Raw genomic sequence first — 26,493 nt, 5'->3', positions numbered from 1 at the left:
TGAAAATTATGAGTATGAAGACTATGAGTATAATATTAGCAGAGGAAAATGTAGCAGATTCAAAAGCTATGAGGGATGCTTATGCAGAAACTCTTATAGATTTAGCAGAAAAGGATGAAAGAGTAGTAGTCCTAGATGCAGACTTGATGTCATCTATGGGTATGAAACCTTTTGCTAAAAAGTATCCGGAAAGAACTTTCAATGTAGGTATAGCTGAAGCAAACATGATAGGAGTAGCTAGTGGATTGTCTTTAACTGGGAAAATACCTTTTGCACATACTTTTGGGGTTTTTGCGTCAAGAAGAGCTTGTGATCAAGTTGCTATATCTGGATCATATCAAAAAGCAAATATAAGAATAGTAGGGAGTGACCCTGGAATTACAGCAGCTTACAATGGAGGCACACATCAAACCTTTGAAGATTTAGGTATAATGAGGGGTATCCCTGAAATGACTGTTATGGAGCCTACAGATGTTACTATGTTAAAGGATATTTTAAGACAAGTTAAAGATAAATATGGAATGTACTATATAAGACTTGTAAGAAAAACTTCCACAAAAATATATGAAGAAGGATCAACTTTTGAAATAGGAAAGGCTGTAGAAGTAGCTGAGGGAAATGATGCTACAGTAATAGCATCAGGTTTATTAGTAGCTGAAGCTATAAAGGCAGCAAAAATTTTAAAGGATAAAGGTATATCTATTAGAGTACTTAATATGTTTACTGTAAAACCTATTGATAAAGAAGCTATTATAAAAAGTGCAAGGGAGACTGGTGCTATTGTAACAGCTGAAAATCACAATATATTAAATGGTCTTGGATCAGCAGTGGCAGAAGTACTGGGAGAAAATATACCTGTACCTATGGTGAGAATAGGAATGCCGGATTGTTATGGAGAAGTTGGATCAGTAGATTATTTGAAGGATAAATATGGATTGAATTTTTCTAATATAGTGGAGCAAGTAGAAAAAGTTATAAAGAGAAAAAATATTAAATAATGGGGGTTAATTATATGAAAGCAGCAGTTATTGAAGATTTTAATAATATAGTTATGAAAGAGGTACCAGAACCAGAATTGGGATATGATGAGGCTCTAGTAAAGGTTGAATATGCTGGAATCTGTGGCACAGATGTTCATATATTTTCAGGACATCATAAGCAGGCTAAACCACCATTGATACCGGGTCATGAATTTGTAGGAAGATTAGCTAAGGTTAATACTGATAAACCCATAGATTTTAAAATAGGGCAAAGAGTTGCAGCACAGCCTTTAACTGGCTGTGGTAAATGTGAATTATGTATCCAGGGAAGAGATAATGTTTGTGTAGACTTAAATATATTTGGTGTTCACAGTAATGGATGCTTTGCAGAATATATAAAGGTACCTTTAAAAAAGGTTTATGCAGTACCAGAAGATATAGATCCTAAAATTGTAGCATTAGTAGAACCTTTAGCCGTAGCTATGCATGATGTTAGAAGAAGTAATTTAATGGTAGGTCAGACAACATTAATAATAGGTGGAGGACCTATAGGTATCTTAATAGCTATGGTTGCAAAACTTAACGGTGCATCCAAAGTGGTTATAAGTGAAATAAATGAAAAACGTATTAAATTTGCTGAAGATATGGATATGGGATTTGATATGATTAATCCTTTGAAAGATGACGTAGATGGAAAAATTAAGAATTTAACTGATAATATGGGATTTGATATAGTCTATGAAGTTTCAGGAGTTCAGGCAGGAGCAGATTTAATGACTAAAGCTGCTAAAATAGGTGGAACTATAATGATGATAGGCATCCCAAGTAAAAATTATAATGTAGATACAGGAGCTATAACTTTAAAAGAACTAAAAATGGAAGGAGTAAGAATACATGCACAAATAAATTTTGCAGCTGCATTGGATGTCATTATTAACAATGTATTTAATGATAAATTAAAGAGACTTATAACTAATGAATTTAGTATAGAGAATATAAAAGAGGCTATGGAATTTTCTATAAATGACAAAGATCACTTTAAGGTTTTATTGAAAATGGATAAATAGAAATAACTTACTAGTAGTTGTAATTATATAATTATAACTACTAGTATCAAAATATTATGGGCTAACATCACAGAAAACAGTAGACACTATAAAATCTTTATTTATATAAACAGAGTTCTTAGTAAATATAGTCTATCGAAGAACGTGTACTAGTTCATATGGAGGGGACAAATAATGACTTTATTAATAAATCCTTCATTGCTATCAGCAGATTTTTGTAATTTGGAAAGAGATATAAGAATACTTGAAGAAAGTAATATAAAAGCTATTCATATTGATGTTATGGATGGAAACTTTGTATCTAATCTAGCTTTTGGAGTAGATCAAATTAAAGCTATTAATAGAATTACTAATATGAAACTAGATGTGCATCTCATGATAAATAATGCAGAAAGATATATAGAAACTTTTGTTGAAGCTGGAGCAGATTGCATTACAGTGCATGAAGAAGCTTGTAATCATCTATATAAGACAATACAGCATATTAAAAGCTTTGGAATAAAAGCAGGTGTTGCGTTGAATCCATCAACTAATGTTGATAATTTAAGGTACGATTTTAATTTAGTAAACAAAGTACTTATTATGACTGTAGAACCAGGATTTGGTGGACAAAAATTTATAAGTTGTATGAAAGAAAAAATTGTAGATACAAGAGTTATTAGAGATAAAAATCTGTACGACTTTGAAATACAGGTAGATGGTGGAATAAATTTTGAAAATATTATGGGAGTAGTAAATTGTGGAGCTACAAATATTGTCATAGGTTCAGGGATTTTTAATGGTGGTAATATAAAAGAAAATATAAATAAATTTCATAGTATTCTTGATCCTAGCTGTATAGTTTAGGTGAACGTGGAATTAAAAGATATAGATAGCTTTATTTATACTAAGATTACTTAATATAGATTAAATTTAAAGGTCATTAAAACTGATAATAAATTTATAATGTATAATAATTTTAAAAGTTGTAGAATTGCATATAAAAATCTATTAAAAAGTATTAGAATAATAATTGTAGAATTTAGTAGTATATTTTAGGAATCTTTGAAAAGGTTTTAATTAGGGAAGAGATAAGGTGTTTAAAAATTCAGAATAGTTGAATAAAAACGGAGGTTTGTATTATGAAGATGATTATTAATGGGGAAAAGGTTAATTCAAGTGATGAAAAGGTAATACAGGTTTTAAATCCTGCTACACAAGAAGTTTTGGATACTGTACCAAGTGCCACACCGGAAGATATACAAAAAGCTATACAAGCTGCTCAAGGTGGTAAGAAGGTTTGGGGACAGACACCGTTATATGAACGATCTACAATACTTAAAAAATATGTTAAATTGCTGGAAGAACACAAATCAGAACTATCAAAATTAGAATGTAGTGAAACTGGTAAAATAATAAAGGAATGTGAAGGAGAAGTAGGTACAGCCGCAAAAATATTTACAGGCTTTATCGAAAGAGCCAATCACCTATGTGGTGAAGTAATGCCTGATTGTCAATCAGAATGTGGTAAAGATTTAATATTTACAAGAAGAGAACCCTTAGGAGTAATTGCCTGCATAGTACCATTTAATTATCCCGTGGAATTATTCTTTCATAAAGTAGCACCGGCTCTTGTAATGGGAAATGCAGTTATTATAAAGCCAGCTACGGATAATCCTCTGACAGCTATAAGGCTTGTGGAGCTTTTATTAGAGGCAGGGGTACCTAAAGGTGCAGCGCAAATAGTAACGGGAAGAGGTTCTGTAGTAGGAAATCACCTTATAGAGAGTCATAATATAAATGCTGTTAGCTTAACAGGAAGTACTGAGGTTGGTATTGAAGTAGCTGAAAGATCATCAAAATATCTCCATAATGTATTTTTAGAGCTGGGTGGAAACGATGCCATGATAGTATTGGAGGATGCAGACATAGATTTTGCAGTAGAGGAAACTATCCTTGGGAGAATAACAAATACTGGACAGACTTGCTGTGCCACAAAGAGAGTAATTATTAGTAATAAAGTTAAGGAAGAGTTTACAGAGAAACTTATAAAAAGACTTGAAAAAGTAAAAAGAGGAAATCCAGCTGACTACAGCACAGATATAGGATGTTTGATAAGTGAAAGAGCAGCTATAGATATTGAAAAACAAGTTAAACATACAATTGAGCAGGGTGCAAAATGTGTATACGGAGGAACTAGAAACAAAGCCTTTTTTGAACCTGCTGTATTGGTAGATGTAACACCAGATATGGATATAGCTAAAGATATGGAGATATTTGGGCCGGCAATACCTATAATTGGTTTTGACACTGAAGAAGAGGCTATTGAAATAGCAAATGCACCTATATATGGTCTTCATTGTGGAATTGTAACTAAGAATACCAAAACAGCTATAAATATAGCGTCAAAAATCCAAGTGGGAAATGTTGTAATAAATGGAACAGGAAACTATAGACATACAGATATGGCTTTTGGTGGAACTAAAATGACTGGTATAGGAAGAGAGGGAGTCCAATATACTCTAGAAGAAATGAGCAATGTAAAGAGTTATATATTAAAGAACATTTTTAATTAATATAAATTTTTGTAATATAGGTAGTATATACTCCATCGGAAAAGTTTTGGAGATATGTATTATCAAATTTAAGTATAAGACATGGAGACAAATCAATAAGAAAATGATAAAGTTTTTTTGTAAATAGCCTTTCATGTCTTTATTAAAATATAGTTATAAGTGTACTGCATGCCAAGAACGTCCTTATAAAATGGTCGTTTTTGACATGCTATTTACATTTGCTACTGAAATTATTCTATGAATAGTGTTTTGGTATAAATAACTACTTTTAGAATATGTTATATATATTTATGTACATCTGTATTATATATTTTGTGTATAATTTGTAATACAGGTGTATTTTAATTTATAATTATTTAGTCAGTAATAGATTTATTTATAAATGGTAAAAGCTTTAATGAAAGCTCCAGTTCTAATAAATCGTTTTCTGAAGTTATATCTATACAGCACAATTCTTCTATCTGTTTTAATCTATATCTTATGGTATTGTGATGAAGGTTCATTTCTTTTGCACAACTTCGAAAGCTTCTATGGCATTCAAAAAAATTTTTTAAAGTTGTAAGTAATTCAGAATTATTTTTTTTGTCAAAAACCATTATGGGATCTATATATTTATTGGCAAAGTTTTGGATGTCTTTATTGATGCCAGGATTACTCAATATAGAGTAAATTCCAAGATCATTAAAATTTATAATAAAGTTATTATCAAAAAATTTTTTGTAAGAATCAAATGCTCTTACTGCTTCGTTGTAGCTTGTCTTAATTCCATCTATGGAAGTATGGTATGTGCCTATTCCAAAACTAAAATTATTTATATGGAAAAAATCTTCAAATTCCTTTTTAATTTTTATAATTTTTAATTTTGTATTTTTATAATTTTCCATAGGAGAAATATTCTTGTTTACAGGATTAAATATAATGTAGTTTCCATTGAACTCAAAGGCACTTAATACTTTATATTTAAGATTAATGTTATTTTCAATAAATGTGTAAACCTTATCTAAATCTTCATATTCAGATATAGGTAGATTTTTAGATACAATTACTATATAGTCCTTATATAAATCTATATTTAGTTCATTAGATTTATATAACAAAGTGTTTTTATCCATAATCTTATTAGTAACTAATTGTAGTAAAAATTTGTTTTGTCTTGGACTAAATTTTCTATTAGAGTTTAGAAATCTATTTACATAAGATTGAACGCAAATCACAATATATTGTAACAGAGATATATCTTCAGGTTTAAGTTCATCATTCTTTTCATAGAGAAACATGTAACCATAACAACTCATTTTGTGATTTAAAGAACAAAATAAAATTGATTGGTTTTCAAAAATAATTCTTTTAATATTATTTATTATAAGATTATTTTGTGTATTCTGAAATTTTTCAATTAACTCTGTTATTGATACTTCTGATATAGGAGATTTGGGGGGATAGCTAGCAGATATATTATTGTAATTTATATATATATAACAGGGTATATTAAAAATTTTATATATGTGGTTAGCAATTTCGTCAAAACTATTACTATTTAATATAGTATCCGATAATGTGGTCATTTTATTTAAAATATCTTTATTTGTTCCCAATTGTGTTATGTGCATTAAATGGAGGAGAGGAGAAAAAAAATCATACCATCCATATTCATTGGGAATATACATTAGAGGGAAATTGTGAGTATTACAAAAATCTATAGTTTTCTGTGAAATTTCATCTATATATCTATTTCTTTTAATTCCTAAAGCACAAACACCTCTATTGTATAATTCCTTTACGATTTTGTATTGAAGTTCAGGATTGTCCTTAAACATGTATCCTGTAGTCATAAGAAATTCATTTCTTTTTACAAAATGAAAGGAATCTGGAGCTTCAAGTACTCCAAATTGGTCTATTGGACGCTCTAAACCATTAGAACCTGCAATTACCTTTGATTTATTAAGTGGATGTAGTTTTAAAGCTTCATTTAAAATAATCTGCAAAATAATCACTTCCTCAGTAATGTATAATTAAATATTTATCCGATAACTAGTCGCTGTAACACTCCACCGCACTCTGTGAAAGTGATTCACACCAAATTAAAATTTGGGTTCTCTACTTTTCTATAAGGTGGAGATGACAGCGACACGTTCATGGATAATTCATCTAAACTTAAGTTGGAGTACAAACTCCAACTAAGTGAGATTCATTGATAAAGCATGAATGAAAAGGAATACAATAATTAAATTATGAAGTTATTAATTATTTTTGTCAAGCTTATAAAAATGAGCACAGTTAAATTATGAAATTTACTCAAATGACTAGTAAAAATATGAAGGTTATGAACTGTACAAATGTATAATAATAATTGAAAAAAATTGTAAAATTGGTCATATAAAAATCTATTAAAAGGTCCTAAAATAGTAATTGTAGAATTTAATAGTATACTTTAAGATTCTTTGAAAAGGTTTTAGTCAAGGTAAAGATAAGGTGTTTAAAAGTTCAGAATAATTAAATAAAAATGGAGGTTTGTGTTATGAAGATGATTATTAATGGGGAAAAAGTTAATTCAAGTGATGAAAAGGTAATACAGGTTTTAAATCCTGCTACACAAGAAGTTTTGGATACTGTACCAAGCGCAACACCGGAAGATATACAAAAAGCTATACAAGCTGCTCAAAGTGGTAAGAAAGTTTGGGGGCAGACACCGTTATATGAACGATCCACAATACTTAAAAAATATGTTAAATTGCTGGAAGAACACAAATCAGAACTATCAAAATTAGAATGTAGTGAAACTGGTAAAATAATAAAGGAATGTGAAGGAGAAGTAGGTACAGCCGCAAAAATATTTACAGGCTTTATCGAAAGAGCCAATCACCTATGTGGTGAAGTAATGCCTGATTGTCAATCAGAATGTGGTAAAGATTTAATATTTACAAGAAGAGAACCCTTAGGAGTAATTGCCTGCATAGTACCATTTAATTATCCCGTGGAATTATTCTTTCATAAAGTAGCACCGGCTCTTGTAATGGGAAATGCAGTTATTATAAAGCCAGCTACGGATAATCCTCTGACAGCTATAAGGCTTGTGGAGCTTTTATTAGAGGCAGGGGTACCTAAAGGTGCAGCGCAAATAGTAACGGGAAGAGGTTCTGTAGTAGGAAATCACCTTATAGAGAGTCATAATATAAATGCTGTTAGCTTAACAGGAAGTACTGAGGTTGGTATTGAAGTAGCTGAAAGATCATCAAAATATCTCCATAATGTATTTTTAGAGCTGGGTGGAAACGATGCCATGATAGTATTGGAGGATGCAGACATAGATTTTGCAGTAGAGGAAACTATCCTTGGGAGAATAACAAATACTGGACAGACTTGCTGTGCCACAAAGAGAGTAATTATTAGTAATAAAGTTAAGGAAGAGTTTACAGAGAAACTTATAAAAAGACTTGAAAAAGTAAAAAGAGGAAATCCAGCTGACTACAGCACAGATATAGGATGTTTGATAAGTGAAAGAGCAGCTATAGATATTGAAAAACAAGTTAAACATACAATTGAGCAGGGTGCAAAATGTGTATACGGAGGAACTAGAAACAAAGCCTTTTTTGAACCTGCTGTATTGGTAGATGTAACACCAGATATGGATATAGCTAAAGATATGGAGATATTTGGGCCGGCAATACCTATAATTGGTTTTGACACTGAAGAAGAGGCTATTGAAATAGCAAATGCACCTATATATGGTCTTCATTGTGGAATTGTAACTAAGAATACCAAAACAGCTATAAATATAGCGTCAAAAATCCAAGTGGGAAATGTTGTAATAAATGGAACAGGAAACTATAGACATACAGATATGGCTTTTGGTGGAACTAAAATGACTGGTATAGGAAGAGAGGGAGTCCAATATACTCTAGAGGAAATGAGCAATGTAAAGAGCTATATATTAAAGAATATTTTTAACTAATATAAATTTCAATATTAATATAGGACTAATATACTCCAGCGGAAAAATTTTGGAGGAAATAAGTTATTAAATTAGGGGGTGGATTATGGAAGTAAAGCAGCAAAAAGTCAAAAATTGGCCAATAGTGTTACTGCTGGTGCTTATGTATATAGTAGTTGCAATGAGTGATAACTTTAAAGGAATTTTTGTGCCCTTTTTCAAAGGTGAATTTAAAGTAAGCAATACGGAAATTGGATATGTATTAACTGCAAGTTTGTTTGCATATGCAGTATTTCAATATATAGGAGGCATCCTTATTGAAAAATATGGTTACAAGAAGATAATTGCATCTGGCTTTATTAGCAGCATAGTAGCATTATTAATCTTAATTAATTGTCCGAGTTTTTTGGTACTGATTGTAGGCATGTTTTTATTAAATGCAGGTATGGCAATGTTTAATATTGGTGTAAATACATTGGGACCGGTTCTTACAGTTGCATCTACTGCAATATTAATGAATTTTATTAATTTTTCATATGGTGCAGGTAATACGGCGATTCAAAAAATATCAGGAAATCTTTTAGCAGCTGGTATCCCCTGGAGGAGTTTCTATATCTTTATGTTAGTTGCTGCAAGTGCTTTATTCATATATCTATTGGTTATTAAAATACCATATAAGCCCAAAGTAGAAACAATACAGTGGAATAAGAAAGATTTATTTTCCAACAAGATGCTTTATCTTTACATTGGAATATGCGGTCTTTATCTTGCAGCAGAGTATGGAATTGGAAACTGGTTTGTAAATTATATGAATGAATCCTTTAAGTTTACTGCAGATAAAAGTGCCTTCTATGTGGCTTTGTTCTTTGGATGTGAGACTATCGGACGTTTATTTGGCGGCTTTATTGTAGATAAACTAGGGCATTTAAAGAGTATACTTATTTATGGAGTGATTGCAACTTTAATGTCATTTCTAGGCATCATAATGGGTGAACAAGGATTATTGATTTTTGGTTTAGCAGGTTTTGCTTATTCTATTATTTTTCCAACAATTATTACAACAATCGGTAGAGTATTTAAGGAAGCTACATCTTATGCAACTGGTTTAATACTGATGTGTGGAACTTTGATTGCCATGTTAGCCAGTATGGGAATAGGATTACTTAATGATATAATTGGTGCTCAAAAAGCATTTTATGTTATTGCAGCAGCTGTTGCATTAACAACAATATGTGCTCAAATAATTAATAAAAATATTTTAAAAGAAAACGATTAAAGGAGGAATATGTTATGCTTACAAAAAGACTTGAAAAAATAAAAGAAAGAATTTTCACAAAAGAATTCAAAGATCCTGGAACATGGTATTTTAACGGTGTAAACGTTTTGACAGACGAAAATATTAATGAACCTATTGTTGTACGTAAAGGTATGGCAACACGATATATGGGCGAAAATTTACCAGCCTATATAAAGCATGATGAATTGATTGTTGGTAATCCCAATATGAACAGTGTAGGGTTTGGTACAGTACTTCCTATTTATGCAACAGAGGATGAGCTTAGAAAAGCTAAGGAGTACAAGATGAATGAAAATTCTGTATGGGGTCATCATCCACCACACTGGGAGAAGGTTCTTAAGATTGGATTTGTAGGGATTATAGATGAAATAAAGTCAGCTATGGACAAAATTTATGAAAGTGATATTCCAGACCAGTTAGCTATTGATGAGTATAGAGCAATGCTGATTGCTATAGAAGGTGCTATAAGTTTTGCAAATCGTCATGCAGAGGAAGCACTAAAAGCAAGTTCATTGGAAACAAATCCAATTCGTAAGAAAGAGCTATTTGAAATATACAAGGTATGCAGTCGTGTTCCATATCACCCAGCAGAAACACTACATGAAGCAACCCAAGCCTATTGGTTCGCGTATTGTATGGTAAATAGCGGCGGCGAATATGTTCCTCTTGGACGTGTGGATCAACATCTATATCCATATTATAAAAGTGATATAGAAAAAGGTATTATTACAGATGAATTTGCAACTGATATTATAGGATCATTTCTTGCCAAATGTAATGAGAGGATTTGTACGGATATAAAGAAGTGGGAAAATCATTATGATTTTGGTTTATTTTCTCAGGGAATGAAACCTGAATACACAACAGGCATGGAGGAAACAGGCGGACATGAATCTGGCGGTTATGACATCAGAGCACTGAGCTGGCAGGAAGATGAGGATGATAATAGTGAAGCAAACTTTAATTTTGGTCAATCTGGTAATGACTGGCTAATGAATATGATTATTGGTGGACTACGTCCAGATGGTGAAGATGGAACAAATGAAATTAGTTATAAGCTATTAAAGCTGCGTTTTGAAATGAGTCTTCTAATGCCAACGCTTTCGGCACGTGTATCCAGTAAAACACCAGGTAAATTCTGGAGAGAGCTTGCAGTGTGTTTAAGAAACAGCGAAGGTGAGCCTGCAATTTATAATGATGATGCAATTATACCTGGTTTTGAAGAAATTGGCATTCATACAGAAGAGGCAAGAGATTATTCAAATGACGGATGCTGGGAATGTTTGATACCTGGTAAAAGCCATTTCAGCTATGCACACATTATGAATCTAAGATGCCTTGAATGGGTATTTACAAGGGGAATCACGTTGCAGTCTGGTGATATGGAAGGTATAGATACAGGTGACATATCCTCATATACTGATTTTGATAGTTTTTATGCAGCATACTGTAAACAGGTTGATTCTCAGATTGATTTCCAAATTCAGCGTCGTTTGGATAATCTGGGTCTATCTAAAATGATTGCTCCAGATCCATTAATATCTTCTATCATGGATGGATGTATAGAAAAGGGACGTGATATTACAGATGCCAACGCTGTAAAGTATACATTCCATTTGTTACTTATTACAGGACTTTCAAATGTAGTTGATTCACTGTCTGCAATAAAAAAGCTTGTATTTGAAGACAAGGTAGCAACACTTGAAGACTTCAAAAATGCTATTACAAATAACTGGAAGGGATATGAAAGACTTCGTTTAATGGCATTAAATAAAGCACCTAAATATGGAAATGATGATGATTATGCAGATGAAATTTTATCAAAGGTTATGAAGGACTTTGAATCTAAAATTGAAATATGGAGAACTAAACAGGATAAACTATTAATTCCATGTGGTATAGGTACATTTGAAAATTATGCAGCACTTGGCAGAACTTTAAATGCAAGTCCAGATGGAAGATTGAATAAAGAATCACTAGCTCCAAACTATGCACCAACTCCAGGTGTTGATATAAAAGGGCCTACGGCAGTTATAAAAAGTGCAACAAAGCCAGATTTATTAAGATACTATTGTGGATGTCCTTTAGACATATCTCTTAATAAAAATGAATTTTTAGGTGATGTTGGTATGAAGAGAATGGAAAGTGTTCTTAAGACTTTTTGTAATCTTGGAGGTCAGATTGCTACTTTTACAACCTGCAGTGTAGAAGAGATGAAAGAAGCAAAAATCAATCCTGAAAAACATAGGAATTTAAAAATAAGAATGGGCGGATTATCTGCATACTTCATAGCGCTATCTCCAGTTCAGCAAGATAATATAATACAAAGATTTTCCAGAGGAGCACTTGTAAAATAGGGAGTGATAGTATGTCACAAGCGGCCTATATATCAAATATACAGAAATTTTGTGTTCATGATGGACCAGGCATTAGAACAGTTGTATTTTTTATGGGATGTCCTCTTAGGTGCAAATGGTGCCAAAACCCCGAAAATCTTACTGCAAAGCAAGTTTTAATGACAGATCCAAGTAAATGTGTTGATTGTAAAGCTTGTTATAAAATATGTGAAAATACATCTAATGAATTAGATTCAAATGGAAATATTATTATAAATATTGATAGAGAAAAATGTGAAGGCTGTGGGAAGTGTGCTGAGGCATGCCTAACTGGTGCAAGAACCCTATGCGGCAGGAAAATGACTGTAGAGGAAGTCTATTCAGAGGTAATGAAAGATGAGTCTTTTTTCAAGGAAAGTGGAGGAGGAATTACTTTGAGTGGAGGAGAAGTAACCCTCTACCATAGCTTTGCCAAAGAACTTCTTCAAAAAATTAAAGAAAAAGGCATAAGTACAGCAGTTGAAACCTGTGGATATTGCAGCAGAGAGGCTATAGAAGAAATTGCATTAAATACAGATGTATTTTTATATGATATCAAACTTATAACTAGTAGTAAGCATAAAATTTGGACTGGAGTAGACAACAAAAAAATACTTGAAAATTTTGAATATCTTTTAAGTATAAACAAAAATATTATAGTACGTATTCCGTTGATACCAAACGTAAATGATGGTAATGAATTTATAAAGATCATAGAATATCTAAAAGAATGCCATAAGCTTAATAAAGTGCATGTATTACCATTCCATCAAATAGGTTCAAGTAAATACAAATTAATTGAAAAGTATTATGATATGGAAGATTTAGAGGAATGCCCCTGGGAAACAGCAGAATTATGTAAAAAATTAATGGAAGAAGAAGGAATTAAAGTAAATATAGGTGGATGGGATTGTTAAGTAATTCCATCATCAAGGAATATTACTAACGATTTTTAGATGGGAGAGTTTAAAATGAAAATATCTATAGGCAGTGATCATGCTGGATTACCATTAAAGCAGCAAATAATAAACCACTTGAAAGATAAAAGTCATGAAATAAATGATTTTGGAACTTATACAGGTGAATCCTGTGATTATCCTGATTATGCACTGAAAGTTGCAGAAGATATAAAAAATGGAAATTCTGATTTGGGTATTCTTGTTTGTGGTACTGGTATAGGAATTTCTATAGCTGCAAATAAAGTTCCTGGAATACGGGCAGCACTTTGCAGTGATACTTTTAGTGCTCATGCTTGCAGAGAACACAATAATGCAAATATATTAGCTTTAGGACAAAGGGTAGTTGGTGAAGGTGCTGCCTTGGATATTGTAGACACCTTTTTAAAGTCTAAATTTCAAGGTGGGAGACATGAAAAAAGATTGGATAAAGTTGCTAAAATAGAAGCTAAATATTCTAAATAAAACTAAAAGAAATGGAGTGCCTATTGGCAGTTCGTTTCTCTTCTACATGCCAAAGTTTATATAAAGTAGGTGGAATAAATGAAAATAGGAATTTTAACCAGTGGGGGAGATGCACCTGGAATGAATTCTGCCATAAGAGCAGTAGTGAAATCGGCAAGTTATAATAATGTTGAAGTCTGGGGTATAAAATATGGTTATAAAGGATTGATAGATGAGAAATTAATAAAACTAGAGGATTCAATTGTAGATAACATTTCAGAAAAAGGAGGAACTATACTTAAAACTGCAAGGTGTACAGAATTTATAAAAGAAGATGTAAGAAAAAAGGGATTGGAGACACTGAATAAATTTGGTATAGATAGTGTAGTTGTAATTGGAGGAGATGGTTCCTTTAAAGGAGCAGAGAAACTTAGTAAATTAGGAGTAAAAGTTATAGGTTTACCAGGAACTATAGACAATGATTTAGGTTACACAGATTATTGTATAGGCTTTGATACAACATTAAATACGGTATTAGAATGTATAGGTAAGATAAAAGATACGGATGCTTCTCATGAAAAGACTACTATTGTAGAAGTGATGGGAAGGTATTGCGGGGATTTAGCTTTGTACTCTGCTTTAGCAGGAGGAGGAGACATAATATCTACTTCTGAGAGAAAGTTGGATTTTGATACTATATGTGATAAACTAAGTAAAAATATAAATAAAGGGAAAAGTGATAATCTAATAATAATAACTGAAAGAATATATGATATACAAGAACTGCAAAAATATATTGAAAAAAAGCTAAATATTAGTATAAGAAATACAGTTTTGGGATTTATACAAAGAGGAGGCAGCCCATCTGCTTTTGATAGAATATTGGCAAGTAAAATGGGCGCTAAAGCTGTGAAATTGCTAATGGAAGGTTGTACAGGGAGAGTTGTTGGAATTAGAAATAATGAAATAATGGATGTAAGCTTTAATGATGTAAATAATACAAATACCAATAAAGATAGAGAATATGACTTACTTAATATGCTTTTATGATTCTATTATAGTAAGTAACTATTCAATCATATATATTATATTTTTTTAAACATAATATACCAGATATCATGTTTTTAAGGGGGAATTATTTATTAAACACGCTAATTTAATAAATTTTAAGCACTTTAAGAACTTATTAATTTATAAACTGGCTATATTAGAGTCTTGGCAACAATTTTAGATGTATTAATGGTTGGATAGTTACCAAATATACAATAAAAAACCATAACTTTTGTATGATTGGTCATATAAAAAAGATTAGTATATATATATAATAAAATATGTAATACTGAAGTACAAGACTAAACTTTAAAATGTAATCGTAAACATGAAAATTTGTAATGCTGAAAGCTAGATATTCAAAGCTTAAATGAATTTTAAATTATAATTTATGGAGGGAATAATTTATGGAAAATTTAGTTGTTTGTGAACCTGTAGAAAATCCTTATGGAATAGTTTCCGATTTTTGGAGAACTGTTAAACTTAACAACGAATTATTGCTAGTTAAACCTGAAATGTGTATTGAAAGAGCTAGAATAGTAACGGAATCTTACAAGCAAAGTGAAGGCGAACCTATGGTAATAAGGCGTGCTAAATCTATCGCAGATGTACTTAGAAAAATGACTATATTTATTCAAAAGGATCAGCCAATAGTAGGTAACCAGGCTAGCAAATTAAGATCAGCGCCTCTTTTCCCAGAAACGGAAGCAGGTTATCTTGAAAAAGAGATAGATTTATTTGAAAAGAGAGAACAGGATAGATTAGTTCTTCCACAGGCTGTAAGGAAAGAATTACTAGAAGAAGTAATACCTTATTGGAAAGGAAAAACAATACAAGAAATAGCTCTAAAAGCTATGCCGGAGAGAACAAGGGAACTTGTTACTTTAGAGAATCAAATTTTCTCTGTAGGCATTCATTTAGCTGGAAGTATAGGTCATATTATAGCCGATTATGAAAAGGTTTTAAATAAGGGTTTTAAAGGATTAAAGCAAGAAGTTATAGAAAAATTAGAAGCATTGGATATTACAGAACCAGATTATGGGGAAAAGTATGATTTCTATCAGTCAGAATTGATTTTATGTGATGCTATGGTTGATTGGGCTCATAGGTATGCAGAAGAAGCTAGGAAATTAGCAGAAAATGAGACTGATGAAAACTGGAAAAAAGAATTAGAAAATATAGCAGATATTTGTAGTAGAGTTCCAGAAAATCCTCCAACTAACTTTAGAGAAGCAATCCAATCTTTTTGGTTAGCACATTTAGTTTTATATATAGAGCAAAATGGACTTGCTGTTTCCGTTGGAAGATTTGATCAGTATATGTATCCTTTCTATAAGAGTAGTATAGAAAAGGGAGAAATGACTAAACATGAGGCTCAGGAATTATTAGAATGTTTATGGATTAAATTTACAGAGGTTATGAGAGCCTATGATTATGAAGGCGCTAAATATTATGCTGGATTTTCTATATCTGAGAACATGGTAATAGGCGGGGTGGATTCACAGGGCAATGATGTTACTAATGAATTATCCTATATGTGTTTAAAAGCAGAGGCTGATACTAAATTGTCTCAACCAAATTTATCTGTAAGAATACATGAAAATACTCCAGAGGAATTCTTTATGGCAGCTGTACGAGTTTCAAGTACTGGAAGGAGTAAACCACAATTCTTTAATGACAGGATAGCTGTACCAATGTTGGTTTCTTTGGGAGTGCCTTTAGAAGAAGCTAGAGATTATAGTATATCTGGCTGCGTTGAAGCAGTACCACCTCACTGTAATGGTATGACTAATGCTGCTATGAGTAATATAGCAAAGGCATTAGAACTTGCTTTAAATGATGGTGTTTGCAGGTTAAGTGGAAAACAAATTGGACCAAAAACTGGAGATCCAAGAAAATTTAATAGTATAGAAGATGTATTTAAAGCATTTAAAGAGCAAGTGTCTGCTTACGTAAATGAAATGGTTTCAGCTTTAAATATAATAGAAAAAACTCATGCTAAATATCATCCATTGCCATATTTTTCATTATTAATGGATGATTGTGTAGAAAAAGCTTTAGATATTACAGCTGGTGGAGCAAGATACAATTATACAGGACCTCAAGGTGTTGGTCTGGGAAATGTAGCTAATTCTATGGCTGCAATTAAAAAATTAGTATTTGAAGATAAAAAAATCTCTATGAAAGAGTTAATTGATGCATTAGATAAGAATTTTGAAGGACAAGAATATTTAAGGCAAATACTTATAAATAAAGCTCCTAAATGGGGAAATGATGAGGATTATGTTGATAGTTTGGGAAAAGAAGTGGCAAATATATACTGTGAAGAAGTTTCAAAACACAAAAATACAAGGGGCGGAGTATATAGACCAGGTATATACTCAGTATCAGCTAATGTACCTCTAGGTTTACATGTAGGAGCATTACCGGATGGAAGATTGGGCAAGGAAACTTTGTCCGATGGCATTGCACCACAACATGGTACCGATTTAAAGGGACCTACAGCTGTTACAAAATCTGCATCTAAATTAGATCATTTAAAAGTATATAATGGAACTATTCTTAATCAAAAATTTACTCCAAAGCTAATGGAAACGGAGTCTGGTAAAACTGCTCTTAAAAATTTAATAAAATCTTATTTTGATATAGGTGGATGGCATATTCAATTTAATGTGGTTGATGCAGCAACTTTAAGAAAAGCTCAGGGAGATCCAGAAAAATACAAAGGAATAATAGTAAGAGTAGCAGGCTATAGTGCTTTCTTTGTAGAATTAGATAAGGCCGTTCAAGATGACATTATAGATAGAGCTGAGTATGCAAATTTTTAAATTTATCCAATATATTTAGTTGAAGTATAAACTCCAACTAAGAAAGATTAATTGATGTTAGAGCCGCAGCCTCTAAGGCTGTAGCTTTATTTATAGAATGGGAGATGAGGTTTTGGAGAACACAGCACTTATATTTAATATACAGAGGTATTCTATTCATGATGGCCCGGGCATAAGAACAATAATATTTTTTAAAGGATGTCCTCTGAGTTGCTTATGGTGTTCCAATCCAGAGTCCCAAAGTATAAAGCAACAGGTGGTAACTACACCTAATAAATGTATAAATTGTGGGGCTTGTGTTGAAAAGTGTAAATTTGGTGCTTCTATAGTAAAGGATGGGAAAGTACAATTTCACATGGAAAAATGTACTAATTGTGGGGAATGCTTAGAAGTATGTCCTACAAACGCTAAGGAAATTATAGGCAAAACCATGACTGTAGATGAAGTAATCAGCGAAATAGAAAAAGATAGTCAATTCTATAAAAACTCCAGTGGTGGAGTTACCTTTTCTGGGGGAGAAGCAACTCTATATTATAAATTTTTACAAGAAATTGTTCCTAAACTTAAGGAAAAAGGTATACATGTAGCTATAGAAACTACGGGATATTGTGAATGGAAAAAATTTTGGGCATCAGTTAAGGATATGGATTTAATATTGTTTGATTTAAAACAAATGGATAATGAAAAACATAAAAAATATACTGGGGTTAGAAATGATATTATACTTGAAAATGCAGAAAAAATATCAAAATTAAAAGAAACTATATTTAGGATACCTATCATTCCGTCATATAATGACCAAGAAGAAAACTTTATAGAAATAGCAAATATGCTTAAAAGAATACAATTCAAGGGGAAAATTAATTTGTTACCATATCATTCCTATGGGAAAGCTAAATATGAAAAAGTAGGGAAGAAATATATCTTATCTGAAGTACAAACCCCATCAAAAGAAAAGATGGACTCTATATCAGATATTTTAAAAAGAAATGGAATAAATAATATTGTTATTCAATAAAAAATAGGCTTTATCAGATGACTACCAGCCGTAATACTCCCAACGCACTCTGTACAGCGACTAAAAACAAAATGAATTTTATTTTGTCTGCTTGCACGCTGCGAAAGTGAGAGATAACGGCTGTTACGTCTCTGGATAACGATTTCTAAGTATCTAAAATACAGATACTAATAACTCTGTTTATCATAATTAAATAGGAATAATTATTTGGAAGAGGTGGAAATTATGCAAAATTCAGACCTAAATTCTAAGAAGAAAATAAATTATACCAACGTTTCTATTATACTACTACTTGTAATGATGTACCTTATAGTGTCTATGAGTGATAACTTTAAGGGGATATTTATACCAATTTTTAAAGAGCAATTTGGAATAGATAATACACAAATAGGATACGTACTTATGGCCAGCTTATTTGCATATGCTGTTTTTCAATATTTGGGTGGAATACTTATTGAAAAGATGGGATCTTACAAAAAAATTATAGCTTTAGGATTTATAATTGAAATTATTGCATTATTAGCATTAATATTTTGTAAGAATTATGTACTTTTAATAATTGGTTTATTTGGAGTAAATGCTGGTATGGCTATGTTTAACGTTAGTATTAATACTTTAGGGCCAACCTTACCAGTAGCATCTACAGCTGTATTGATGAACTTCTTAGTTTTTGCTTATGGAGTTGGTACAACTACAGTGCAAAAAGTTACTGGTAACCTGCTATTTAAAGGAGTACCCTGGGGTAATTTTTATTTGTTCATGTTCATAGTTAGCATAGTTTTGTTTGTGTATTTATTAATAATAAAAATACCTGAAAAAAAGATAGAAGAAAATATCAAAGAAGACATAGAAGAAGGTAACAAGGAAAAGGTAAATATATCTAATATTATTGGAAACAAAGTTTTAATATTATATATACTAGCAGCAGGATTTTACCTATCCTGTGAATATGGTACTGGTAATTGGTTTGTAAATTATATGAATGAAGCGTATGCCTTAAATGCAGACAAAAGATCTTTATATGTAGCTTTATTCTTTGGAATTATGACGGTAGGAAGAATATTTGGAGGATTTGTAGCAGATAAATTTGGATATTTTAGAAGTATTATATCTTACGGTGTAGTAGCTGCTGCTGTTACTATACTGGGTATGCTGTTAAAGGAAAATGGACTTATCTTGATAGCCATATCAGGTTTATTCTATTCTTTGATATTCCCGGTTACAATTACAACTATAGGTAAAGTATTTAAAAAGAAGGCATCATATATTACTGGATTGATATTGATGTGCGGTACTTTGATAGCTATGGGAATTAGTATGCTAATAGGTGTTTTAAATGATTTTATAGGGGTATATTATTCATATTATACAATTGGTATATGCCTAACATTATGTACTATATTTATGTGCCTAATAAGAAAAAATGTTGAAATAAATTAGATTGATTCTAAGTGATTAAAGTTTACGGTTATTAACGAATTAAGTTTAATTATAACGAATAAAACGAAAACGTTTTGAAGTATTTTTAAATTATTTACAATGTGTAAGAGGAGGGAATTTACTATGGGACAGATTAAAAAAAGTACAAGAGCATTTTTATCCCCGGCAAAATATATTCAAGGATACGGGGAACTTAGTAATTTAGAAAGCTATACTGATATTTTTGGAAAAAATGTTTTGGCAGTTATAGATGGATTTTTATATAATTCTATCTCAGAGAAGTTAAGAAATATATATAAGAATTCAAAAATATCATCAGAAAAATTTGAAGGACAGGTATCAATTGAAAATACAGATAAATATACGAAAATTGCAAAAAAAGGTGGATATGATGTAATTGTTGGTATTGGCGGAGGACGAACACTTGATACAGCTAAACTAGTAGCCAATACACTGCAATTACCATTAGTAATAGTACCTACATCAGCATCTACAGATGCGCCTACCAGTGCATTATCAGTAATTTATTCAGAAACAGGTGAGCATATTAAAGAAATATTCTATGATAAAGGTCCAGATGTAGTTCTTTTAGATACAGAAATTATTTCTAAGGCTCCAGTAAGATTATTGGTAGCAGGAATGGGAGACGCTCTTGGCACATATTTTGAAGCTAGAGCGTGCAAAGAATCTGATTCTTTTAATAATATAAAAGGAGAATTTAAAAGAACTATTGCTTCCTATGCCATAGCAAAGGAATGTTATAAAGTTCTTATTAATGAAGGATTAAAAGCAAAATTAGACGCTGAGGCTGGAGCTTGCAGCGTGGCTTTAGAAAACATTATAGAGGTTAATTCTCTTTTAAGCGGAATAGGAGCTGAAAGTAATGGGGCATCAGGGGCTCATGCTTTTCATGACGGGCTTACAGCTCTGGAAGAATGTCATAGTTATTTTCATGGAGAAAAGGTTGGTTTTGGAGTTTTATGCCAACTAGTGCTGGAAAATAGAGATAAGAGTGAAATAGAAGAAGTGGTTAATTTTAGCTTAACTGTTGGACTGCCTGTAACTTTAAAAGAAATTGGAGTGAAGGAAATAACAGAGGAAAAAATAAGAGTGGCAGCTAAAGCTGTAATGAAATCACCGCTAATACTAAGAGAACCCATTGATGTTACTGAGGAAATGATATATAGTGCAATATTATCAGCAGATGCTTTAGGAAGATACTATAAAAATAAGGCATGTGAAAATAAATAGTAAGTCAAAGATGCGACGAATATTTTGAATCCAACAAGGAAGCAGGTTCCGATGATAGTAGGCTATCTGAGGGTTCTGCTGACGCAGTAGGATTCAAAATAGGCTAGCATACTGACTAGTTATTTATTTGAATATGCCTAAGGTGAAATAAGAGGTAAAAAAATGATTATTATTACTGCTAAGTCTATTGTTAAACAAGACAAGATAGATGAATTTATAAATCTTGCAAAAGAACTAGTTAAAAAAAGTGTAAAGGAATCAGGTTGCATATCTTATAATTTATACCAAGACATAAATTATGAAAATATGTTTACATTTATAGAAGAGTGGGAAAGTAAGAAAGCTATTAAAAGTCATAATGATTCTGATCATTTTAAAACTATAGTTCCTGAATTAGAAAAATTGCGAGAAAAGAGTGCAGATATTAACTTATATAAAAAAATATAAGTATAAGCTTAAGAGAAAATTTAGTAAATAAATAAGTAAAAAAATTTTTCATATATTACTCATTATAAAAAACTTGTAAGGGAAATAGGATTACGTCTTGTTTCCCTTATTGTGTCCATTATGGGAATTTGCTTGTATTCCTAATATATAAGAATAAATATTATTTTGTTGCAAAAGAGAAACAAAGTGCATATTTGCAACATGTATATTATATATGTTGAGTACTGTTATTATATATAAACGTCAGATATGATTGTTGCATTGATGCAGCAATTATATCTTAAAAATTTATCCTATGACTACCATCTGTAATACTCCTCCCATTGCACTCTGTGAAAGTGGGAGATAAGGTTTGCTACGCCCCTAGATAACGATTTCTAAAGTTTCAGAGGTCGGAAACAAAAAACTCCACCTGAAGCAAAGAACTCTGTTTATGTAACCTTTTAATATCAGGTTATAATATATTGGTATGATAATTGCTTTTTATATATTTAAAAATATAAATTTGGAGGAATATACTATGAAAAATTTAGATAAATTCAACAAGATAATCTGCGATATATTAAATATAAAAGATATAGGTGGTATTAAGGATGAAATGGGTCCAGATGAAATAAAAGGCTGGGATTCACTGGCACATGTAGAGCTTGTTTCAGCATTTGAAGAGAAGTTTGAAATAAATCTTGAGGTAGTGGATATATCGAGAATGTACACTATAGGAGATGTGAAGAAGATATTAAATAAATATGGAGTAGAAATATGACATTTACGGATTATATATTTGAGAAATCTAGAAATTTAGAAAAGACTGCTGTAATAGATAAGAATAAAATGATAAGTTACAAGAAAATTTACGAAGGTATAAATTATATAGTAAATCTATTGCAGAAAGGAAATTACTCAAAAAAGGATAGTGTACTTGTAATTTCTGATAATTCAGCTTTTTTTATAAAAGCTTATTTTGGAATAATTAAGAATGGAAGTATATGTGTCCCCATAAATCCAGCTATATCTGAAAACGATATAATATATATTGTAAGTATTTTAAAAATAAAATTGATATTTTGTCAGGAAACATACAGAAGTAAAATAGAAAAATTAGTTTCTAAAGATATTGTAATATATAGTGAAGAAAATTTAGGAATAATTGAAAAGGAACCTATTTTCAGTAATTCTATAAGTATAAAAGAAGATACAGCACTTATCATGTTTACATCAGGATCTACTTCAAAACCTAAAGGAGTGATGATTACTCACTACAATTTGATGTATAATACGGATTCTATAATAAAGTATATGGATTTAACTGAGAAAGATAGAGTGGAAGTTGTACTGCCATTTTATTATTGCTATGGGACATCTCTTCTGAATACACATTTTAGATGCGGTGGGAGTGTGGTAATAAATAATAGATTTATGTTTCCTCAAACTGTTATAGAAGATATAAACAAATATAGTTGTACTGGTTTTGCAGGAGTGCCTAGTACTTACCAAATACTGCTGAGAATAACAAATATTAAAGATTCTAAATTTCCGTCTTTGAGATATGTAACTCAGGCAGGAGGAAGACTTCCTGAGGTGTTTATATTGGAATTATGTGAGGCATTTGAAGGTGCTGAAATATATATTATGTATGGACAGACTGAGGCTACAGCAAGATTATCCTATCTTCCGCCATTACAGCTTAAGAATAAATTGGGTTCTATAGGAAAAGGCATTCCTGGAACGGAATTGATAATATTAGATAAGCATGGACAGCCTACTAGAGTGGGAGAAGTTGGAGAAATAGTAGCCAAAGGTGGAAACATAATGAAGGGATATTTCAATGATGAAGAGGAGACAAAAAAAGTAATTAAAAATGGATTTTTGTATACTGGTGATCTAGCCTTTAAAGATGAAGATGGATATATATTTGTAGTTTCTAGAGAGAAAAATATAATAAAATGCGGCGGAAATAGAATAAGCCCTAAAGAGATAGAAAATACTATATGCGGCATACAGCAGGTAGTTGAATGTACTGTTATAGGAGTGGAAGATGATATTCTAGGTGAAGCCGTAAAAGCTTTTGTAGTTTTAAAGGACAAGGATGAAGGCATAGATTCTAAATATATATTTGACTATTGTTCAGGCAGATTACCTAGACATAAAGTGCCTAAATATATAAAATTTTTATCATCACTTCCAAAGAATTCATCAGGAAAAGTACTGCTGAGGAACCTAAAATAGATGTAAAAATAATATGAAACAGGTGAAATATATATGGAAATAAACCATTTAATAGAGGAAATAGTGTTAAATGACCAGTTTCAAATATTTCAAGAAAAAAAAGAAGGTATGCTGCTGGATATAATTAAGGAACAGCTTGAATCAAACAAAATTAATCCTAATATAAAGAGCATGTATAAAAAATTTTCTGTAGATATCCATAAAATTTCAAAACTTGGTGAAGTTCCATTTATTCCAGTAAACATGTTTAAAAAATTTGACCTTTTGACATGTGATAGTAAGGATGTAATAAGAATACTGAATTCCAGCTCAACAATTTCGGGAATACCAAGTAAAATATATCTGGATAGAATTACATCCATAAGACAGTCCCAAGCGTTGATGAGTACTTTAAAGGGCTTTTTAGGAGGAAAGAGAAGACCACTTCTAGTCCTTGATACAGAATCTGTAAATAGAAAAGGAGAAGTATTGAGTGCAAGAGGAGCAGCTATCAGGGGAGTCAGTAATTTTGCAAGCAGCATAACTTATGTTATGGATGAGAAAGACAATAATTTAGTAATAAATCTGTCTAGATTAAAAAAATTTGAATATGAGAATAGAAACAATGAAATACTGATATATGGATTTACTTATATAATATGGAGTAAGTTTGTAACAGAATTAGAAAGAAAGAATATTAAATTATCGCTGCCTAAAATGAAACTTCTGCACAGCGGTGGATGGAAAAAACTTGTCTCTGAAAGTGTTGTGAAAGAGGAGTTTAACAGGAGAACAGCTGGAGTATTTGGAACTGCAAAAGAGAACATAATGGATTTTTATGGAATGGTAGAACAGCTTGGAGTTGTGTTTGTAGATTGTGAGTATGGATATAAACATGTGCCAGATTTTACAGATGTTATAATAAGGGATTTTAATACCTTGGAAGAGGTAAAGCCTGGACAGCGTGGAATCATAGAAGTTATGAGTATTTTAGGGTCAAGTTATCCTTCACAAGGTATTTTAACAGAAGATGTGGGAGAATTGGTTGGAATTGATGATTGTAAATGTGGGAGACGGGGCAAATATTTCAAATTTAAATCTAGAATGGAGAAGGCTGAAATTAGAGGCTGTGGTGATACTTTTGCAGAAGAGGAGAATATTAAATGATAAATTGTTATTTATTGAATGGATGTCTTTATAAAAAAGGGAAAACTTTCAAGGATTTCGATGAAATAAGCAGCAGTTTAAAGGTGAATTGGAAACTTCTGAATTCAATACCGGTACAGGCCATTATTCTTATACTAGATGAGTACAGTAGAAGGCTGTCAAAAGATAAACAGCTCATTGGAATTGAGGGATCAGCCTACCTTTCATTTTACTTTAAGAGATCGAATGTAGAAAAATTGATAGAAATCAGCCTTGGAGATAAAAAGTATTTAGATGAATTTCTATACAAGGGAAATGGTAAGTTCATAAAAGCTCAAGGCAGGGGAATTAGCTGTCAATGGATAGCGGGAAATGTATATACACTTGCATTCTATTCTATTTTTCAATCACTGATAGCTAAAAATTCAAACCTTGTAAGAGTACCTGAAGGAAGTATTCCAATAGTTTTAAAATTGCTAAAACCTCTGTATGATATACAGATTATTTATAATGATAAAGTATATTCCTCTCAGGATATACTTAAGAATATATCTTTAGTATATTTTCCTAGTGAGGATGAGTTTTTAAATAAGTCCATGTCAATTACTGCGGATTCCAGAATCATATGGGGAGGAAAAGAGGCAGTGGATCACATTACCTCCCTTCCGAAGAAAACTACATGCAAGGATATAGTATTCGGACCTAAATATTCTTTTGCTGTATTTGATAAAGCTGCTGTTGAAAGTGATAGATGTTATGCATATATGGATAAGTTGGTAATGGATGTAATTTTATTTAGACAAAAGGCATGTTCTTCGCCGCAGGTACTATTTGTAGAGAAAAGTAATATTGCATTAGATGATGTTGTTAAAATATTGAAAAAGTCTTTTGAAAAAGTAGGGAGAAGATATAAAAATATTCTAGATGAAGCCCAATGTGCAAGGATTATAAATGAAAGAGGAATATATAGCCTTAGCCTGGATAAAGATATCTGCTGCAGCAAGGGATTGGAATATACCATTTTAATCAATGATGATATAAAATTGGAGGAACCAGTAGGTGGGAACTGTATTTTTGTAAAGCAAATAGACAGTATATTTGATATAGATGATTTAATAACCCATAGGATTCAAACTATAGGTTATGCCATAGAGGATAAAAGTAAAGTTTTAAAATTTGCAGATATAGTTACAATATATGGTGTAGGCAGAGTGGTAAATATAGGTTCCATGAATATTTATGATTCCCCTTGGGATGGATGTTTTATGATAAATGAACTTGTAAGGTGGTGCAATTTAGGTGTAGACTTTTAAGATAATAATATAGTGAAACCTAAAACTATTTGTATTAATGATAAAGGGCATAGAGTTTTAATTGGCGAAGCTTTTGTTATGACTTCCTTAAAATAATAGAACTTTCTATAAATAATTAAATATTTAAATAAATTGCAGTTAGAGTATAAAGAGATACTATTCATAGCTGTAATTTTTTTGTATTTTTTAA

Annotated in this window: 20 protein-coding genes; 19 read left to right on the top strand and 1 reads right to left on the bottom strand. The window is 31.4% G+C overall.

All coding sequences use genetic code 11. From position 1 onward, the window contains the following. The first annotated feature begins 8 nt into the window (after positions 1–8). The 4 genes from CLOPA_RS18975 to CLOPA_RS18960 all read left to right on the top strand — a co-directional run bounded on the left by CLOPA_RS18975 (position 9) and on the right by CLOPA_RS18960 (position 4,602). Complete coding sequence (locus CLOPA_RS18975; protein WP_015617048.1) at positions 9–998, top strand: transketolase family protein; 990 nt, start codon at positions 9–11, stop codon at positions 996–998. 14 nt (positions 999–1,012) lie between these two features. Continuing rightward, complete coding sequence (locus tag CLOPA_RS18970; RefSeq protein WP_015617047.1) at positions 1,013–2,047, top strand: zinc-dependent alcohol dehydrogenase; 1,035 nt, start codon at positions 1,013–1,015, stop codon at positions 2,045–2,047. A gap of 174 nt (positions 2,048–2,221) precedes the next feature. After that, complete coding sequence (rpe, locus tag CLOPA_RS18965; protein ID WP_015617046.1) at positions 2,222–2,893, top strand: ribulose-phosphate 3-epimerase; 672 nt, start codon at positions 2,222–2,224, stop codon at positions 2,891–2,893. Positions 2,894–3,168: 275 nt separating this feature from the next. Beyond that, on the top strand, positions 3,169–4,602 hold the full coding sequence (locus tag CLOPA_RS18960; protein ID WP_015617045.1) for an aldehyde dehydrogenase family protein: 1,434 nt from the start codon (positions 3,169–3,171) through the stop codon (positions 4,600–4,602). A gap of 356 nt (positions 4,603–4,958) precedes the next feature. On the opposite strand, the gene CLOPA_RS18955 is transcribed toward CLOPA_RS18960, so the two are convergent. Next, positions 4,959–6,596 (bottom strand): PucR family transcriptional regulator, encoded by a 1,638-nt coding sequence (locus tag CLOPA_RS18955; protein ID WP_431602557.1) that lies wholly within the window; start codon positions 6,594–6,596, stop codon positions 4,959–4,961. 524 nt (positions 6,597–7,120) lie between these two features. On the opposite strand from CLOPA_RS18955, the gene CLOPA_RS18950 reads away from it, so the two are divergent. The 15 genes from CLOPA_RS18950 (at position 7,121) to CLOPA_RS18880 (ending at position 26,303) form a co-directional block, all read left to right on the top strand. Further along, complete coding sequence (locus tag CLOPA_RS18950; RefSeq protein WP_015617043.1) at positions 7,121–8,554, top strand: aldehyde dehydrogenase family protein; 1,434 nt, start codon at positions 7,121–7,123, stop codon at positions 8,552–8,554. Positions 8,555–8,639: 85 nt separating this feature from the next. Continuing rightward, complete coding sequence (locus CLOPA_RS18945; RefSeq protein ID WP_015617042.1) at positions 8,640–9,809, top strand: MFS transporter; 1,170 nt, start codon at positions 8,640–8,642, stop codon at positions 9,807–9,809. A 14-nt stretch (positions 9,810–9,823) separates the two neighbouring features. Further along, entirely contained in the window at positions 9,824–12,187 is a 2,364-nt protein-coding gene (locus CLOPA_RS18940; protein WP_015617041.1) for a pyruvate formate lyase family protein, read from the top strand. Positions 12,188–12,198: 11 nt separating this feature from the next. Next, positions 12,199–13,122, top strand: a complete 924-nt coding sequence (locus tag CLOPA_RS18935) for a glycyl-radical enzyme activating protein (RefSeq protein WP_015617040.1) — start codon at positions 12,199–12,201, stop codon at positions 13,120–13,122. 54 nt (positions 13,123–13,176) lie between these two features. Beyond that, the gene (gene rpiB / locus CLOPA_RS18930; protein ID WP_015617039.1) at positions 13,177–13,626 is read left to right on the top strand and encodes a ribose 5-phosphate isomerase B; all 450 of its coding nucleotides are present in this window, start codon (positions 13,177–13,179) and stop codon (positions 13,624–13,626) included. A 78-nt stretch (positions 13,627–13,704) separates the two neighbouring features. Further along, positions 13,705–14,655, top strand: a complete 951-nt coding sequence (pfkA, locus tag CLOPA_RS18925) for a 6-phosphofructokinase (protein WP_015617038.1) — start codon at positions 13,705–13,707, stop codon at positions 14,653–14,655. Between the two features lie 407 nt (positions 14,656–15,062). Next, positions 15,063–17,483, top strand: a complete 2,421-nt coding sequence (locus tag CLOPA_RS18920) for a glycyl radical protein (RefSeq protein ID WP_015617037.1) — start codon at positions 15,063–15,065, stop codon at positions 17,481–17,483. A gap of 112 nt (positions 17,484–17,595) precedes the next feature. Continuing rightward, entirely contained in the window at positions 17,596–18,501 is a 906-nt protein-coding gene (locus CLOPA_RS18915) for a glycyl-radical enzyme activating protein (RefSeq protein WP_015617036.1), read from the top strand. Positions 18,502–18,726: 225 nt separating this feature from the next. Next, the gene (locus CLOPA_RS18910; RefSeq protein WP_015617035.1) at positions 18,727–19,941 is read left to right on the top strand and encodes an MFS transporter; all 1,215 of its coding nucleotides are present in this window, start codon (positions 18,727–18,729) and stop codon (positions 19,939–19,941) included. A gap of 123 nt (positions 19,942–20,064) precedes the next feature. Further along, entirely contained in the window at positions 20,065–21,192 is a 1,128-nt protein-coding gene (locus tag CLOPA_RS18905) for a glycerol dehydrogenase (protein WP_015617034.1), read from the top strand. A gap of 162 nt (positions 21,193–21,354) precedes the next feature. Further along, a complete protein-coding gene (locus CLOPA_RS18900) occupies positions 21,355–21,639 on the top strand; it encodes a putative quinol monooxygenase (protein ID WP_015617033.1) in 285 nt (94 codons plus the stop codon). Positions 21,640–22,159: 520 nt separating this feature from the next. Beyond that, the gene (locus CLOPA_RS18895) at positions 22,160–22,402 is read left to right on the top strand and encodes an acyl carrier protein (protein ID WP_015617032.1); all 243 of its coding nucleotides are present in this window, start codon (positions 22,160–22,162) and stop codon (positions 22,400–22,402) included. Continuing rightward, a complete protein-coding gene (locus CLOPA_RS18890) occupies positions 22,399–23,865 on the top strand; it encodes an AMP-binding protein (RefSeq protein ID WP_015617031.1) in 1,467 nt (488 codons plus the stop codon). The genes CLOPA_RS18895 and CLOPA_RS18890 overlap by 4 nt, the downstream gene beginning before the upstream one ends. Before the next feature lie 33 nt (positions 23,866–23,898). Further along, entirely contained in the window at positions 23,899–25,011 is a 1,113-nt protein-coding gene (locus CLOPA_RS18885) for an acyl-protein synthetase (RefSeq protein ID WP_015617030.1), read from the top strand. Continuing rightward, positions 25,008–26,303 (top strand): acyl-CoA reductase, encoded by a 1,296-nt coding sequence (locus tag CLOPA_RS18880; protein ID WP_015617029.1) that lies wholly within the window; start codon positions 25,008–25,010, stop codon positions 26,301–26,303. Before CLOPA_RS18885 ends, CLOPA_RS18880 begins: the two co-directional genes overlap by 4 nt. Positions 26,304–26,493: the final 190 nt, after the last annotated feature.

It is taken from the genome of Clostridium pasteurianum BC1 (assembly GCF_000389635.1).
GTDB classification, from domain to species: Bacteria; Bacillota; Clostridia; order Clostridiales; family Clostridiaceae; genus Clostridium_I; species Clostridium_I pasteurianum_A.
Note: the sequence above shows the minus strand (reverse complement) of the source record. Positions and strands in the feature narration are given on the sequence as shown.